Below are 14,212 nucleotides of genomic sequence, written 5' to 3'. Positions count from 1 at the left end.
TCTGCGAGGGGAGGTGCGGTCGATGGCGCCCGTGGACGGATACCGCCAATCCCTGGCCGGCCACTCGCACGGCGGCGGCGGCCAGGAGTGGGCCGTCTTCTGCTCGAAGTGCCGCAACGAGGTGCTCCAGATCGTCGCGCCACTACCGAACAGGTTGTCCCGGCACACCTGCGGAGGTCAGCTCGACGCAGTGCCCGTGTTGGTGTGCGGTTCGTGCAACGCGCGAATCGCGTTCTTCTCCGGGGAGACACTGCGCAGCTGCCATGCCGGCCGGCACGAGCCGCAGCCCTCGTACGAGCAGAAGGCCGGCTGATGTGGCTCGGATCTTTGCTGACGTCCAGTGCCGAATCGCTCGGCAGGCTGGTGCTCGTCAGCCTCATCCCGAACTCGGTCCCCGCGGTGTTCGTCGTGCTGACGGTGTCGGCGGGCAGCTTCAGCGGTTCCAGTGACTGGTACGGCCTGCGCAGCGACCTGAGGCCGGACACCCTGGCCGTCGTCCTCTTCGTACTCGCGGTTGCCCTCGTCACCGCTGTGGTCCAGCCGTTCCAGATCCGGGTCCTCCGGGTGCTGGAGGGTTACTGGGACGGATGGGCCGTGACGGCGCGCATCGCGCCGGTCTTCGAGGAGTTCCAGCGTCGCAGAAGGCGCGAGCTGCGCCGGACCGCCGGCCGGCAGCCTTCGGACGAACCGACCTCGGGCTCGCTCCACGAACTGGTGCGGCATCGTCGGACAGCAGCGCGCTTCGAGGCGAAGAAGCGCCGCGCGGAGCGGAGACTGCAGCGGTACCCGGCCAAGGAACCCGTCGAGCCCCGAAAGGGGTTCACCGCGCTCAACCTGAGGGACATCCCGGTTCTCCCGACTGGGCTGGGAAACGCGTTGCGCGCGGGCGAGACCTCGGGCGGTGAGCGGTACGGACTCAACACGCTCAGCTCGTGGCCACGGCTGTACCCGCACTTCCCCGAGTCGTTCGCGAAGGGTCAGGCCTCCGTCAGGGATGCCCTCGACGCGGCGGCCAACCTCTGCCTCAACTTCTTCGTCACGACGATCATCGGCGTCGTCGCACTGCACGACGAACCCCGCGCGTACTGGATCCCGGCGGCGAGTGCTGTGTTGTGCGGTCTGTCCTACATGGGGGCGATCGCCGCCGCGACCGAGTACAGCACGTTCATCAAGACCGCCTACGACCTCTACCGGTCCGAGCTGCTCAAGTCCGCGCGCTTGCCGCTGCCGAAAGACCCGGCCGAAGAGCTGGCAACCTTCATGACGTTGTCGGACTTCTACTCGAAGGCCGCGACGGACTTCGGAAGTGCACACGGACTGGCGCTGATGTCGTTGCAGAGCATCGCCTACGACAGCGCGAAGAAGGACGAGATCGTCATCGTCGACAAACGGAAACGAATCCGCAGAAACCCATGACGTGCAACAAAAGCGTCGGTGTGCCGTCCTTCGGCTCCTCCCGAGGCCCGGAGCTGGACACCCGGCTCAGCAGCACGCCCTGACCTTGGAGTTCGACGCGCCACGTCTTCGGCACGACCAGCCTCACCACGCCGAACACCGCCGTGAGCTCCACCTCGACGTCGGTCGCCGCCTCGTCCGCATTGGTGAGGTCGACCCTCACGTCGCCGAGCACGGCTCGTGGTCGCAGCACCTCGGGAAGCACTCCGTCCAGGTCGACCCTGCCGGTCGAGAGCACGCGCGTCAGCGATCTGCGAACCCGAGCACCGACCGACGAGAGAAGCGACACCCCGGCCAGGACGACCAGCAGGGGCAGCAACCAGTCGAGTACCACGGACGACGCCACCTCCGCGCGCAGTGCCAGCGCGGTCAAGGCAACCACGCCGAGCAGGCCGGGCGCCAGCAGCGACTCCACGTGGAAGAGCGATCGAACCAGGTTGAGGCACGCGAGCCCGAGCAGGATCCACGGCCAGTACCGGCCGACGAAGGTCCAAGCCTGGCCGAGCCGGCGAGCGGTGTCGCCCACCATGAAGGCGCCGATCGCGATCAGCGGCAGCCCGAACCAGATGCGCGCGCGGAGTTCCCGCGCCGTGTCAACGGAGATCTTCGCGCTCACCGCACGAGGGTATGCCCCGCCGGTTCTGTCCAGGGGATGGATCAGGTCTGCGCCAGCAGCTCCTCCACTGCCCTGTTGAACACCTCGGGACGTTCCAGGTTCGGCATGTGCGCCGCTCCCTCCACCACGACCAGCGTCGAACCCGGAACCCGCTCGTGCATGTACTCGGCATCGCCGACGGGCGTGTACTCGTCGTCGCTGCCGACGATCACCAGCGTGGGCACGGTGATCGTCGCCAGGGTGCCGGTGTGGTCGGGACGTTCGGCGCGGCCCCGCAACGCCGCCGCCGCGCCTTCCGGTGGCGCGTTGTGCATGAGCCGCGAGACGAACTCGCCGACGGCCGGGTTGTGCGGCGCCACCATCTTCCACCGCACCTCGGTGGCGTAGCCGGACATGCCCTCGCGCAGCAGGCGGTCGGCCATGTCGTTGCGGGCGCGGCGGCCTTCCTCGGTCTCGGCCTGGGCGAACGTGTCGGCGAGGACGAGGCCGCGCAGGCGCTCGGGGAACGTGCGCGCGCACTCCAGCACGATCTGGCCGCCCATGGAGAGGCCGCCGAGCACGAACCGCTCGACGCCGAGGTGGTCGAGCAGGGCGGCTAGGTCGGACGCGAACGTGGAGAGCGGTGTGGTGCCGGGGACCACGGTGGTCTCGCCGTAGCCGCGGAGGTCCGCGGCGATCACGCGCCGGCCCGTGCGGCTGAAGTGCTCGACCTGCGGGTGCCACATCGTGCGGTCGAACGGGTGGCCGTGCACCAGCACCAGCACGTCGTCGCCGGCGCCTTCGTCGTCGTAGCCGATGGTGATGCCGTTGACGGTCGCGGTGGTCATGATCCGACCGTAACCAGCGGTTCTGCTCGGTACAATCACAACATTGCTCTCGGTGCAATGGGGGTGCCGTGGAGGACTACCGGCGGATCGCCGACGCCGTGGCCGCCGACATCGCGGCCGGGCGGTTGCGGCCCGGTGATCGGCTGCCGCCGCAGCGCGCGTTCGCCCGGCGGCGGCGCATCGCCTCCTCGACGGCGGCTCGGGTGTACGGCGAGCTGGCTCGGCGCGGGCTGGTCGTCGGCGAGGTCGGGCGCGGGACGTTCGTGCGGGCGGCGGGGGAACCTGCCTTGGCCGATCCCGGTGGCGCGCCCGTCGACCTGCAGCTGAACTTCCCGGTGCTGCCCGAGCAGGCCGCGCTGCTGTCGGCGAGCCTCGCCGCGGTGCTGCGCCCGGACGTGCTGGCGGAGGCGTTGGGGGCGGGCGGGGCGACGGGCACCGCTGCGGCCCGGACGGCTGCCGCCGGCCTGCTGGCGCGCACCGGGTGGCGGCCCTCGCCGGAGCGGATCCTGGTCACTGGCAACGGGAAGCAGGCGCTGGCGGCGACGATCGCGGCGCTCGTCCCGGTGGGCGGGCGGCTCGGGGTGGAGGCGTTGACGTATCCGGTGGTGCGCACGATCTGCGCGCGGCTCGGGGTCGCGGTGGTGCCGTTGGAGATCGACGAGCACGGTGTCGTACCGGACTCCCTGCGCGCGACGGCGGTGCGGGCGGTCTACCTCCAGCCCGTGCTGCACAACCCGCTCGGCGTCACGATGCCCGCGCACCGGCGCGCGGAAGTCGTCGCGGTGCTGGAAGAACTCGACGTCCCGCTGATCGAGGACGCCGTGTACACGTTCCTGAGCGACGATCCCCCGCTGGCCGCGCTCGCCCCGGACCGCACCGTGCTGGTCGACAGCCTGTCGAAGCGGGTCGCGCCGGGGCTGACACTCGGTTTCGTCGTGCCGCCGGCCCACCTCTTCGACGAGGTCGCCGCGGCCGTGCGGGCCGGCGGGTGGACGGCGTCGCGGTTCGCCGTCGAGGTGGCGGCGCACCTCATCGCGGACGGCACGGCGGCCGCCGTCCAGCAGGCCAAGCGCGCGGATGCGATGGCACGCCAGCGACTCGTCGCCGAGAAGCTCGACGTGCGCGCCGATCCGCGCTCGTACCACTGCTGGTGGGAACTGCCGCCGCCGTGGCGGGCCGACACGTTCACCGCCGCGGCGGCACGGGAGGGGATCGCCGTCACGCCCGCGGCGGCGTTCGCGGTCGGTGCGGCCCCCAACGCCGTGCGGCTCGCACTGGCCTCGCCGCCGGTGGACCAACTGGGCGCGGCGCTGGACGTGCTGGCGCGCATCTCCCGCGGCACACCCGACCTAACTTGAGGCGGCCGCCTGGATCGCCTTGCTGAACCGGGACGCTGCCTCGTCGGTCGTCAGCTTGAAGCCCAGCGACGGCTCGGTCAGCTCCAGTTCGAGCAGCAGCGGTTCGCCGTCGCCACCGGTGACGACGTCCACGCGGGCGTACAGGAAGTCGCTGCGCCGCAACGACAGCAGCGCGGCGGCAACGTCGAGGACCTGCTCCGCGAGCGCCACCTGCCGCTCGGACGGTTCGATGCTGCCCAGCCGTTCCTCGACGTAGAGGCCGGACTCCGCCTCGGCGAGGCCCTGCGCGAGCATCGGTCCTTTGTGGAACGAGTGGGAGTACTCGCCGGCGAAGAACACCAGCGCCGTCTCGCCGTGGACGTCCACACTGGACTGGTAGGGCTGCACCAACGCCTTCACGCCCAGGGACTCCAGGTGCGCACGGGCTTCGGCGTGGTCGGTGAACCGGCCCGCGCCGCGTGATCCGGCGCCGACCGCGGGCTTCACCACGAACTCGCCGTCCGGGAAGGCGGGCTCCTCGCCCGGCCGCACGACGGTGGTGGGCACGACCGGGACGCCGCGGGCGGCGAGTTCGGCCATGTAGGACTTGTCGATGTTCCAGCGCACCACCGGCAGCGGGTTCGCGAGCGCCGGGACGGCGGCGCACCACGTCAGGAACTCGTCCAGGTGGTCCGGGTAGTCCCAGGTCGTGCGCAGGACGACGAGGTCGGCCTCCACCGGCGTGCCCCAGGGCTGCCACGCCACGTCGACGCCGTCGCGCGCCAGGGCGGCCACGAGCGCTTCCTCGTCGCCGTCGCCGGAGGGCAGGCGGTCGCACGAGGCGAGCACCACCCTCATGACTGCATCTTGGCCATCTTGCGCCGGTGACCAGGGCCGATCTTGGTGGCGGCGGTCGTCTCGCGGTCCCACTCGGCCTGCTCGACGTTGTCGGCGGCCTCGACGGCGTTCGTGGCGGACTCGACGTCCTTCGCCATCACGTCGCCCATGGCGCCGTCCGCGCCGACCAGCACGATCCGCGCGCCGGCCCGGCCGATCGGCTCGACCACGGCCCTGACCGCCGCGTCCGGCTTGCCGTGGGCCTTCACGAACTCGGCGATGCGCTTCTGAATGGTTTGATCAGACACCCCCACACTCTAAAACCAGCGGGTAACTTCAGCCGGGTGACCACCGACACGCTGACGACGTTCCTCTCGTGGTACTTCGACCACCACCCCGCGCACGCCGCGGGGGTCGGCTCGCTCGAGCACCACTCGACGTTCGGGGACTTCTCCGCCGCGGCCTACGAGCAGCGGTCCAGGGAGAAGGAGGGCTGGCTCACGCGACTGGAGGCGTTGCCGAGGTCGGTGGACCGCGACCTCGCCGTGTCGGTGCTGCGCGGGGCGTCGGCGATGGAGGCGTGGCCCGGCTGGCGGCGTGACCCGCACGAGTACTCCGGGGTGATCTTCTTCGGCCTGCTCGGGCCGTTCCTGCACCGGCTGCTGCCGGAGGAGGACCTCGTCGCGTCGACCGTCGCGAAGCTGCGCGAGGTGCCGTCGGTCCTCGCGGCCGCCGAGGCGAACCTCGACCCGTCCCTCGCGTCGTCCCTTGTCGTGCTGCGCACGCTCGGGCAGGTGCGCACCGGGCGCTCGTTCCTGCTGGACCAGCTGCCGCTGCAGGTGTCGACGCCCGAACGGCGCGCGACGCTCGTCGAGGCGGCCGGCCCCGCGGCGGACGCGTTCGACCGGCACGCGGTGTTCCTCGAGGACCTGGCGCTGCGGGCGTCCGGGGACTGGAGGATGGGCGAGAAGCTCTACTCGACCCTGTTGCAGGACAAGGAGTTGCTCGGCTACGGCGCCCCGGAGCTGCACCAGCGCGGGCAGGACGCCTACGCCTCGCTCGAGGCCGAGCTCATCGAACTGGCGGGTTCTCCGGACTGGCGTTCAGTGATGAGCGCGTTGCAGGACGACCACCCGCCGACGATGGAGGCGATGCGCGCCGAGTACGAGGCGGAGACCTCACGGGCACGCGCCGCGTTGATCGAGCACTCGCTCGTCACGATGCCCGAGGGCGAGGACTGCCAGGTCGTGCCGTCACCCCCGTTCCAGCGGGCGCTCATGGCGGTCGCGAGCTACCTGGGACCGCCGCCGCTGACGCCGAAGCGGACCGGCTACTTCTTCGTGCCGTTCACCCCGGACGGCGCGGACGACGAGCAGGTCACGCAACGCCTGCGCACCAACGCGCGGTCGCAGCTGCCGACGATCTCGGTGCACGAGGCCTACCCCGGCCACCACTGGCACTCGGCGTGGCTGGCGGCGCAGGGCGACGCGCACCCGTTGCGCAAGGTGTTCCGCACGTCGTACTTCTCCGAGGGCTGGGCGCTGTACTCGGAGAAGCTGCTGCGCTCGGTCGGCTACTACACGACTCGCGGCGCGTTGATGGGCCACGTCGAGGCGCGGCTGTTCCGGGCGGCGCGGATGATCGTCGACACCTCGTTGCACTGCGGCGACATGACCCCGGCGGAGGCCGAGGAGTTCATGGTGGCGCGCACGGCCCTGACGCCGGGCACCGCCACGGGCGAGGTGAAGCGGTACTGCGCGTGGCCGACGCAGGCGCCGTCGTACCTGACCGGGGCGTTGGAGATCGACCTGATCCGCGACGACTACCTGGCGGCGGGACTGGGGTCGTTGCGCGACTTCCACGACAGGATCGCGGGGTCCGGCGCGCTGCCGCTGGGGCTCGCGCGCCGGGTCGCGCTGGGCGAGGAGTAGGTGGGTGTGGTCGGGGAAGGTCCCGGCTTCCCCGACCACTCCTCTAGGCCGCCCTGTAGGCGTTGCCCGCCGCCGTCAACGCCGTACCCGTCGAAAGTCCCGTCGGGCTGGTCTTCGTGGACAGCGTGAACCACGAGTAGCGCTCCACGAAGGACAGTCCGTCGAGCATCCTGGTCGACGCCGTGATGAACGCCGTCTGCTGTTGCTGGCTCGGGTAGACGGCGCGGCCGGAGCGCCAGTCGATCAACGCGTACTCGGTGAGCCAGATGGGCTTCTTGTAGCGGTTGTAGACGTTGCGCAGGTACGACTCCAGGTGTCCGGTGGCAGCGGAGGAGAAGTCCTGGCCGTACCAGTGGATCGGGATGAAGTCGACGCGCAGGTTGCGGGCCTTGGCGCCGGCCATGAACCGGTCGAGCCAGCCGCCCGCGACGTCACCGCCGAACGCGACGCCGGGCGCACCGAGCCTCAGACCCGTGTTCTGCAGGCGTGGCCACAGGTCGAGGGCGCGTTCGACGGTCATGTTCGCCTGGCCCGCCATGTCCGGTTCGTTGAAGCCCAGCAGCTGGCGGCCGTTGGCCTTGGCCGCGTTCAGGTCGGCGTCGGTCACGTTGCCCGCGCCCCAGATCATGGGGACGAACTCGGCGTTGCTCTGGATGCCCCGGCGGTCCGAGGCCCACGTGTAGTACCAGCGGGAGTCGAGTGCGGTCATGGCGGCACCGGCGGGACCGGGGTCGTCGGCCGCGTTCACGCCCTTCTTGGCGGAGGCGGCGTGCGATGGAAGCGCTCCCATGAGGAGCAGACATGCGATCAGCAGCAGGGTTGTTTTTCGCATGGACCGGTCTTACCAGTGACGTGTGGCCCGTGTCGCTACGGGAACTCCGCCAGACGTGTCGAGCGGGACCGGCCTGGCGCGCCCATGCTGGAACGGTCCCATCCGCTGGGACCGGGAACATCGGGGGCGCGACCCCGGTTGACGGGGTGAGTCGATCTAGGAGGACAGATGCCCAAGGCAGTGGTGGTGCGTGCGACCGGTGGGCCGGAGGTGCTGGAGCACACCGACGTGCCGTCGCCCGTGCCCGGTGACGGCGAACTGCTGGTGAAGGTGGCGGCGGCGGGCGTCAACTACATCGACACCTACCAGCGCAGCGGCCTGTACCCGATCCCGCTGCCGTTCACGCTCGGCCTGGAGGGCGCGGGCGAGGTCGTCGTCAGCAACTCCCCCGAGTTCGCCGTCGGCGACAAGGTCGCGTGGATGTCCGTGCTCGGCAGTTACGCGAACGAGGCCGTCGTGCCGGCGGCCGCCGCGGTGAAGGTGCCGGACGACCTGGACGTCGAACTGGCCGCCGCCGCACTGCTGCAGGGCATCACCGCGCACTACCTCGTCCACTCGACGTACGTCGTGAAGGAGGGCGACCGCGTGCTGGTGCACGCGGCGGCCGGTGGTGTCGGGTTGCTGCTGACGCAGTGGGCGAAGGCGAAGGGCGCCACGGTCGTGGCGACGGTGTCGACGGACGAGAAGGAGGCGCTGGCCCGCGAGGCCGGTGCCGACGAGGTGCTGCGGTACGGCGACTTCGCCTCGCGGATCGAGAAGGTCGACGTCGTGTACGACGGCGTCGGCGCGGACACGTTCGACCAGTCGCTCGCGTCGCTCAAGCCGCGCGGAACGCTGGCGCTGTTCGGCGCCTCGTCCGGGCCGGTGCCGCCGGTCGACCCGCAGCGGCTCAACTCGGCCGGGGCGGTGTTCCTGACGCGGCCGGCGACCGGCTGGTACACGCTCACCCGCGAGGAGTTCGAGGGGCGGGCGAACGACCTGTTCGCGGCGATCGCGTCCGGGGAGCTGAACATCCGGATCGGTGGCCGGTACAAGCTGGAGGAGGCGGCGCAGGCGCACACCGACCTGCAGTCGCGGAAGACGACCGGCAAGCTGCTGCTCCTGCCGTGAGCGCGTGAGAAAGGCCCCCGATCGTTTCGCGCGGTCGGGGGCCTTCGAATTCGTGGGGGTCAGGCGGCGGGGCTGACCTTCACGCCGTCGATGACGAAGACGAGCGTCTCGTTCGCCTTGATGCCCTGACCGCCCTTGCCGTACCCCTTCTCCGGCGGCACGACCAGCAGACGGCGGCCCTTCTCCTTGAGCCCGACGATGCCCTCGTTCCAGCCGTCGATGACCGGTGCCTGGCCGACGTTCTCGACGTCGAACGGCGCACCGCGCTCGAAGGAGCTGTCGAGCACCTTCTTGTCGGAGAACGTGGTCAGCTGGTAGTTGACCGTGGCCGTCGTGCCGGCCTTCACCTCGGCGCCTGTGCCGGGCACCAGGTCCTTGATGACGAGCTCGCCGGTGGGCTTGCAGTTCGGGATCTCGACCTTGGGCGCCGCGCCGAAGTCGCCGGTGACCTTGAAGTCGTCGGCCTTGCAGGGGGTGGTGGGGGCGGCGGTCGACGACCCGCCCGCCGAGGGCTGGGCCGAGCCCGCGCAGCCGGTGAGGCCGGTGGCCGCCGCGAGCGCGACAGAAGCGATGAGCAGGACGTTACGCATGGTGGGTGAGCGTATTCGGACGCGTGTGAGCGGCGTGTAGCAGGCCGCGCGCGAGGCCGGTCGCCTCTTCGGCCTGGCGGACCAGCGCGGTGACCGGCCGAGCGGGCTAAGACGCGCGACAGGGGTGCGTTCGGGTGGGTGGGTCACCCTCATCCGACTCGCGCAGGAGCGGCGGCGACAGGGCGTCACCGAAGAGCACGAGTGCGGACCGGCGACTGCGCTCAAGGGCGGTTATTCCGGTCCTGAATGTCGCACGAATAGCAGCTTCCTTATCTTTAGACCGACGCGTACAGTAACTCCGCGCACTTGATCGGACACCGAGAGCATTCGTCCGTTCGGGTAGCGACCAATCTGGTGATCCAGGAGGTGGAGACACGTGTCCGCGGAGGCCGGAGGCATCCGCAGCAACCTGATCCAGGAGTTGTTCTGGACTCGGACCGGGTTGCTCCTCCTCATACTCGTCGTGACGTCGGGTGCGTCGCTGGCCATTTCCAGTCAAATGGATTCCGGTACAGCTAGAAACCTGCTGACCGCACTGGGTACGGGCACGCTCATTTCGGCGGTGGTGAGCTTCACGCAGACGCTGATCACGTCGAAAGCGGCGCAGAAGGCGTTGCTCGAACCGGTCATCGAGGAGAGCCGCAAGGCGCTCAAAGAGCTGACCGAACAGTATCGGGCGCTCGACCGCGAGTTCTTCCCCAGTCACGTGTTCGAGCCGACGGCCAAGCCGGACCCCGAGTTCAACCAGCTGATGATGCAGGACCTCGAACGGACGCGGCTGTACTGCTTCCGCGGGTTCGCCGGGCGCTACGCGGCGGGAAGAGTGCTGCTCAGCCAGACGGAGTGCGAGCTCAGGGCCGTGCTGGCCGACCCGCGCGACGACAACGCGATCAGCGGCCGGGCGCGGTACCTGCTGCGCAACGAGGGCGCGGACGGCGACTACGACGAGATCCAGGAACGGCTCAAGGAACAGATCCGCATAGGACTCGTCGGGCTCTTCGCCGCCCGCAGCCGGTGCACGCGGATCGACGTCACCATCGTTTCGGATCCCCCGCTCGACCGCCTTGAGTTGTTCGACGACTCGGCGTGGCTCACGCTCTACAGCAACACGGCGGGAGTGCTCAGGCCGTATCCGCGCACGCTCCGGTTCACCGAGAGCTCCTTCCTTTACGCGATGGAACGCGCGGAGTTCCTGCGCATCAGCAATTCCAAGGCCGGCTACCACTTCGCCATCACGCCGGGGACCACCCGCGACGACTTCGCGGCGTTGTTCGAGAAGATCACCGGCGAGGCACTCACCAAAGACGGCTTCACGGAACTCGAAGGCAAGTTCCACGCATTCCGTCGTGAATTCTCCGCATCCGCTCAGTTGAGGAGCTGATCGATCTTGCTAGCCGAGTTCACCGGGTTGTCCGCGCTCGAGGAGCTCGCCGCCCGGGTGAAGCGCGCCGAATTCCCCGTGGTCGACCACTGGGCCGATGTGGGCACGTGGTTCACCGACTGGGCGGCCCGGCCCGAGCTGCGCCGAGAGTTACGCGCGTACATCGACGGCCTCACGCCCCAGCAAGCGACCTGGGTGATCGCGCACTCGCGTGAGACGACGACGCACTACGCGTGGTGTCTCAGAGACGAGGTCGACGAGCCGTTCACGTTCTGGCTGCACGAGTACAAACCGCTGGCCGACTGGCGCGCCGGCTACGCGGACTCGGTGCACAACCACCGCTACCACTTCTGCACCACCATCCTGAGCGGCGCCTACCTGCACGAACGCTTCGACGCCCGGCTCGGCGTCGGCGGCCGCTCGATCGTCGGCACGGAGCTCACGAACCGCACCCAGTGCACCGAGGGCACCACCGGCATGTTGCTCGCGCACGAGTTCCACCGCATCCCGCGCGCGGCGGACGGGACCATGACGTTCCTGGTCAAGTCCCGTGCCGTGACCCCGTGGAGCCTCAGCTACGACCCGGACACCGGCATCAGCCATCGGCACGTGCCCGTCGAGGACCGCCTGGAGGAACTGACGAACCACCTTTAAAGCCCCCGCGACACGCCTACCATCAGCCCACCTGGTCGGGAGGGCTGATGATGCGTACGCGCACGAGGATTCCGAGGTCTGTCATCGCGGACGTGGAGCACCGCGTGAAGCGGCTGTGCGAGGACCTGGCCGCCAAGCTGCAGTTCCACGGCTGGCACCACGTCAGCTTCGTCCGCGACAAGTCCGTGCACTTCGCCGAGCGCAACGGCGCCGCACGCGACGTCGTGGAGGTCGCCGCGCTGGTGCACGACCTGAACTACATGGTCCGCCGCAACTCGCTGCCGACGGACGGCGCGGCACTGCGCCGCAAGACCCTCTTCGTCGCCGGCGTCCCGCTGGGCGACATCGAGTGGATCGAGAGCATCGTCGTCGAGGCGGAGATGCGCACCCGCTCGCGCGACATCTCGCTGGAGGCGCAGGCGCTGTCCGACGCGGACACGCTGTTCAAGGCGCTGCCGGTGACGCCGGTCGTCCTGGCGCACAAGTACCTGCAGGAGAACGGCATCACCCTGCGCGAGCTCGCGCACAAGATCGTGGGCGAGCAGGTCGGCAAGGCCGACGAGGGCTACTACTTCTACGACGCGGAGGCCGCCGCGACCTACACGAAGTGGGCCGAGGCGAACCTCGTGCTGTGGAAGTGCATCGTCGAGTCCCTGGACGACCCGTGCGTCGAGGACCTGCTCACCAAGGTGGTGTCCTGATCGTCGAGGTCACCTGAGGCGCAGGTCGGCGCCCGCGTGCAGGGCGTAGGCGAGGCCGAGGACGTTGCCGCGGCCGAGCATCTCCCAGCGCGTGCGCCGCAGCGCCTCTCCCGCCGGCACGCCCCCGGCGAGCCTGGCGAGCAGCATGCCGCTCACCCAGCCCGCCATGCCCTGGTCGACGGGCACCTCCGGGCAGACCACCCCCGCGGCCCCCGCGCCGTTGACGAACGCGTCCACGAGGTGTGCGGCGGGCGACGTCGTCACGACCAGCGGGCGGTGGGGCCAGCCCTCGACCTCCACGGGTTCCAGGACGCCTTCGCCGTAGACGAGGTGCAGGACGTCCGCGCGTTCCTCCGCCAGCGCGCCCGCCAGGTCCGGCGGGCCGACGTAGGCGGAAGAGAACAGGTGCGGCGGCAGGAACGACATCAGCTCGGCCACGTGCCTCTGCGTGAGCGCCCGGTCCAGGCCGGGGTCGACGGCCACGGCCACCTGCACCTGGCGGTCGGCCGGGGCGACCTGCCACGCGAGCGGGCCCGCCGGTTGTTCCAGCACGCGCGAGAGGCCCCAGAAACCGAAGGGACACAGCACGTTCCCGCTGTGGTCCGGTTCCGGGCAGACCGGCGGCACCTCTCCCCCGGCACCGAACGGGCCGAACCGCGAGACCGACGCGCAGAGCCGGTACGGGCCCTCGGTGAACGGCAGCTCGTAGACGTGCGCCCACGGCACGCGCGTCGCGCCCACCACCGCGATCCCGCCGCCGCGCCGGGCGGTCGTGCCGTCCGGGAAGAGGTGCGCGTGCAGCGCGGCACCGCGCACCGCGAACGCGGCCAGGTCCTCGCAGAACGCCGGAAAACCCTTGCCGTACCAGGGGTCCAGCCCGGTCACGGGAGGCGGGCCGCCGCCCGCGGGAAGGCTGGTCCACCACGGCTCGCCGTCGGCGCAGACCAGTGCCCGTTCGCCCAGCACCAGGACCGAGGCCGCCCGCGAGGACAGCGGACCGAGGTCGGCGAACGTCCGGGAGAGCCGCGTCCTGGGCAGCACCCGCGCCTCACCGCCGCCGACCGGCAGCACGACCTGCTGCACGTGCACCGGCACGGCACCGCGGTAGACGACCAGCTCACCGGACCACGGCACGGCGGCGTAGGGCGTCGTCACCGGGAAGCTCACCCACGGTGCGGCGCCGTCGGCGGGCAGCACGAACGACTCCGACCGCACCTCACGCCCGTTCATCGCCAGAACGGTCCGCAGCTCGAGGTCGCACGGCAGCACGGGACCGGGTCCGACGCGCACCCACACCTCGTACTCGCCGCCGGGACGCAGCGCCCCGGCGATGCCCTCGGTCGCCCCGGGGTGCGCGACCACGACCGACACGGTCCGGTCCACGACCGCGGGCGGAGGGGCGGGCAGGGCGGTGTACGTCATCATCCGGCGGCGTTCCAGTTCGCGGAACTGCCAGACGGCGTCCTCGACCCGCGCCTCACCCGGTCCGCGCGGCACGGCGAGCACGGTGTGCGGTGAGCTCCAGCCGACCAGCACCGACGCGGCGTCCAGGCCGGACACCCAGGTGTGGATGGCGGTGAAGAGCACGACCGGCCGGCCGAGGCCGCGCAGCGAGGCGACCACCGGCGCGGTGTCCCAGGAGCGCGTGTCGTGCAACGCCACCACGTCGCCGGGGACGTCCTCGAGCGACGGCAGCGCCGAGGCCGACGGGAAGTGCCGGAGGTCCAGGACGGCGAACTTCAGCACCCGCACCTGCGTCGGCACCGAGGAGGTCCCGGCCGCTCCGACCGGCAGACCGGCGCCGACCTGTGCCCAGCCGCCGGGATCGGTGATCACGACCAGCGAGCGGCCCGGCGTCAGGGCCGCGACGAAGTCCAGTGGCGAGCCTTCACCACCGGTGACGGTGAACTCGACGGGCGCCACAGCCGTACGCCTGGAGGT

Annotated in this window: 15 protein-coding genes; 8 read left to right on the top strand and 7 right to left on the bottom strand. The window is 70.5% G+C overall.

Going from position 1 to position 14,212, the window contains the following annotated elements:
- Positions 1-22 precede the first annotated feature (22 nt).
- Both ND450_RS45470 and ND450_RS45465 read left to right on the top strand, forming a co-directional pair.
- Entirely contained in the window at positions 23-313 is a 291-nt protein-coding gene (locus ND450_RS45470) for a hypothetical protein (RefSeq protein ID WP_253324080.1), read from the top strand.
- A complete protein-coding gene (locus tag ND450_RS45465) occupies positions 313-1,416 on the top strand; it encodes a hypothetical protein (RefSeq protein ID WP_253324079.1) in 1,104 nt (367 codons plus the stop codon). The genes ND450_RS45470 and ND450_RS45465 overlap by 1 nt, the downstream gene beginning before the upstream one ends.
- Here ND450_RS45465 and ND450_RS45460 read toward each other — a convergent pair.
- Positions 1,376-2,071 (bottom strand): hypothetical protein, encoded by a 696-nt coding sequence (locus ND450_RS45460; protein WP_253324078.1) that lies wholly within the window; start codon positions 2,069-2,071, stop codon positions 1,376-1,378. The two genes, ND450_RS45465 and ND450_RS45460, sit on opposite strands and share 41 nt — an antisense overlap.
- 41 nt (positions 2,072-2,112) lie before the next feature.
- Complete coding sequence (locus ND450_RS45455; RefSeq protein WP_253324077.1) at positions 2,113-2,898, bottom strand: alpha/beta fold hydrolase; 786 nt, start codon at positions 2,896-2,898, stop codon at positions 2,113-2,115.
- 68 nt (positions 2,899-2,966) lie between these two features.
- On the opposite strand from ND450_RS45455, the gene ND450_RS45450 reads away from it, so the two are divergent.
- The gene (locus ND450_RS45450; protein ID WP_253324076.1) at positions 2,967-4,256 is read left to right on the top strand and encodes a PLP-dependent aminotransferase family protein; all 1,290 of its coding nucleotides are present in this window, start codon (positions 2,967-2,969) and stop codon (positions 4,254-4,256) included.
- Here ND450_RS45450 and ND450_RS45445 read toward each other — a convergent pair.
- Both ND450_RS45445 and ND450_RS45440 read right to left on the bottom strand, forming a co-directional pair.
- Positions 4,248-5,093 (bottom strand): hypothetical protein, encoded by an 846-nt coding sequence (locus ND450_RS45445; RefSeq protein ID WP_253324075.1) that lies wholly within the window; start codon positions 5,091-5,093, stop codon positions 4,248-4,250. The two genes, ND450_RS45450 and ND450_RS45445, sit on opposite strands and share 9 nt — an antisense overlap.
- On the bottom strand, positions 5,090-5,380 hold the full coding sequence (locus ND450_RS45440; RefSeq protein ID WP_253324074.1) for a hypothetical protein: 291 nt from the start codon (positions 5,378-5,380) through the stop codon (positions 5,090-5,092). Before ND450_RS45440 ends, ND450_RS45445 begins: the two co-directional genes overlap by 4 nt.
- Before the next feature lie 36 nt (positions 5,381-5,416).
- On the opposite strand from ND450_RS45440, the gene ND450_RS45435 reads away from it, so the two are divergent.
- Complete coding sequence (locus ND450_RS45435; protein ID WP_253324073.1) at positions 5,417-7,003, top strand: DUF885 domain-containing protein; 1,587 nt, start codon at positions 5,417-5,419, stop codon at positions 7,001-7,003.
- Between the two features lie 43 nt (positions 7,004-7,046).
- Here ND450_RS45435 and ND450_RS45430 read toward each other — a convergent pair whose 3' ends face one another.
- Positions 7,047-7,835 carry a glycoside hydrolase family protein gene (locus ND450_RS45430; RefSeq protein ID WP_253324072.1) on the bottom strand — a complete coding sequence of 263 codons (789 nt, stop codon included), beginning with the start codon at positions 7,833-7,835 and terminating at the stop codon, positions 7,047-7,049.
- Between the two features lie 168 nt (positions 7,836-8,003).
- Between ND450_RS45430 and ND450_RS45425 the strand changes: the two genes are divergently transcribed.
- Entirely contained in the window at positions 8,004-8,945 is a 942-nt protein-coding gene (locus tag ND450_RS45425; RefSeq protein WP_253324071.1) for a quinone oxidoreductase, read from the top strand.
- Between the two features lie 59 nt (positions 8,946-9,004).
- Here the strand turns inward: ND450_RS45425 and ND450_RS45420 are convergent, their stop codons facing one another.
- Positions 9,005-9,535 carry an FKBP-type peptidyl-prolyl cis-trans isomerase gene (locus ND450_RS45420; RefSeq protein ID WP_253324070.1) on the bottom strand — a complete coding sequence of 177 codons (531 nt, stop codon included), beginning with the start codon at positions 9,533-9,535 and terminating at the stop codon, positions 9,005-9,007.
- A 376-nt stretch (positions 9,536-9,911) separates the two neighbouring features.
- Here ND450_RS45420 and ND450_RS45415 point away from each other — a divergent pair, with 376 nt between their 5' ends.
- The 3 genes from ND450_RS45415 to ND450_RS45405 are packed head-to-tail and all read left to right on the top strand — an operon-like array spanning position 9,912 to position 12,271.
- Positions 9,912-10,916 carry a hypothetical protein gene (locus ND450_RS45415; RefSeq protein ID WP_089912867.1) on the top strand — a complete coding sequence of 335 codons (1,005 nt, stop codon included), beginning with the start codon at positions 9,912-9,914 and terminating at the stop codon, positions 10,914-10,916.
- A gap of 6 nt (positions 10,917-10,922) precedes the next feature.
- Positions 10,923-11,570 carry a hypothetical protein gene (locus tag ND450_RS45410; RefSeq protein WP_253324069.1) on the top strand — a complete coding sequence of 216 codons (648 nt, stop codon included), beginning with the start codon at positions 10,923-10,925 and terminating at the stop codon, positions 11,568-11,570.
- Positions 11,571-11,617: 47 nt separating this feature from the next.
- Complete coding sequence (locus ND450_RS45405; protein ID WP_177229654.1) at positions 11,618-12,271, top strand: HD family phosphohydrolase; 654 nt, start codon at positions 11,618-11,620, stop codon at positions 12,269-12,271.
- A gap of 9 nt (positions 12,272-12,280) precedes the next feature.
- Here ND450_RS45405 and ND450_RS45400 read toward each other — a convergent pair whose 3' ends face one another.
- Positions 12,281-14,194 (bottom strand): hypothetical protein, encoded by a 1,914-nt coding sequence (locus tag ND450_RS45400; protein ID WP_253324068.1) that lies wholly within the window; start codon positions 14,192-14,194, stop codon positions 12,281-12,283.
- Positions 14,195-14,212 lie beyond the last annotated feature (18 nt).

This window comes from Lentzea sp. HUAS12, assembly GCF_024125735.1.
Lineage (GTDB): Bacteria > Actinomycetota > Actinomycetes > Mycobacteriales > Pseudonocardiaceae > Lentzea > Lentzea albida.
This window is presented reverse-complemented; position numbering and strand designations above follow the sequence as displayed.

What these genes read in the sequence shown, in the direction of transcription:
- ND450_RS45470 (WP_253324080.1), top strand. Translation starts at nt 23, where the DNA reads ATGGCGCCCGTGGACGGATACCGCCAATCCCTGGCCGGCCACTCGCAC.
- ND450_RS45405 (WP_177229654.1), top strand. Translation starts at nt 11,618, where the DNA reads ATGATGCGTACGCGCACGAGGATTCCGAGGTCTGTCATCGCGGACGTG.
- ND450_RS45420 (WP_253324070.1), bottom strand. Translation starts at nt 9,535, where the DNA reads ATGCGTAACGTCCTGCTCATCGCTTCTGTCGCGCTCGCGGCGGCCACC.
- ND450_RS45425 (WP_253324071.1), top strand. Translation starts at nt 8,004, where the DNA reads ATGCCCAAGGCAGTGGTGGTGCGTGCGACCGGTGGGCCGGAGGTGCTG.
- ND450_RS45445 (WP_253324075.1), bottom strand. Translation starts at nt 5,093, where the DNA reads ATGAGGGTGGTGCTCGCCTCGTGCGACCGCCTGCCCTCCGGCGACGGC.
- ND450_RS45455 (WP_253324077.1), bottom strand. Translation starts at nt 2,898, where the DNA reads ATGACCACCGCGACCGTCAACGGCATCACCATCGGCTACGACGACGAA.
- ND450_RS45465 (WP_253324079.1), top strand. Translation starts at nt 313, where the DNA reads ATGTGGCTCGGATCTTTGCTGACGTCCAGTGCCGAATCGCTCGGCAGG.
- ND450_RS45430 (WP_253324072.1), bottom strand. Translation starts at nt 7,835, where the DNA reads ATGCGAAAAACAACCCTGCTGCTGATCGCATGTCTGCTCCTCATGGGA.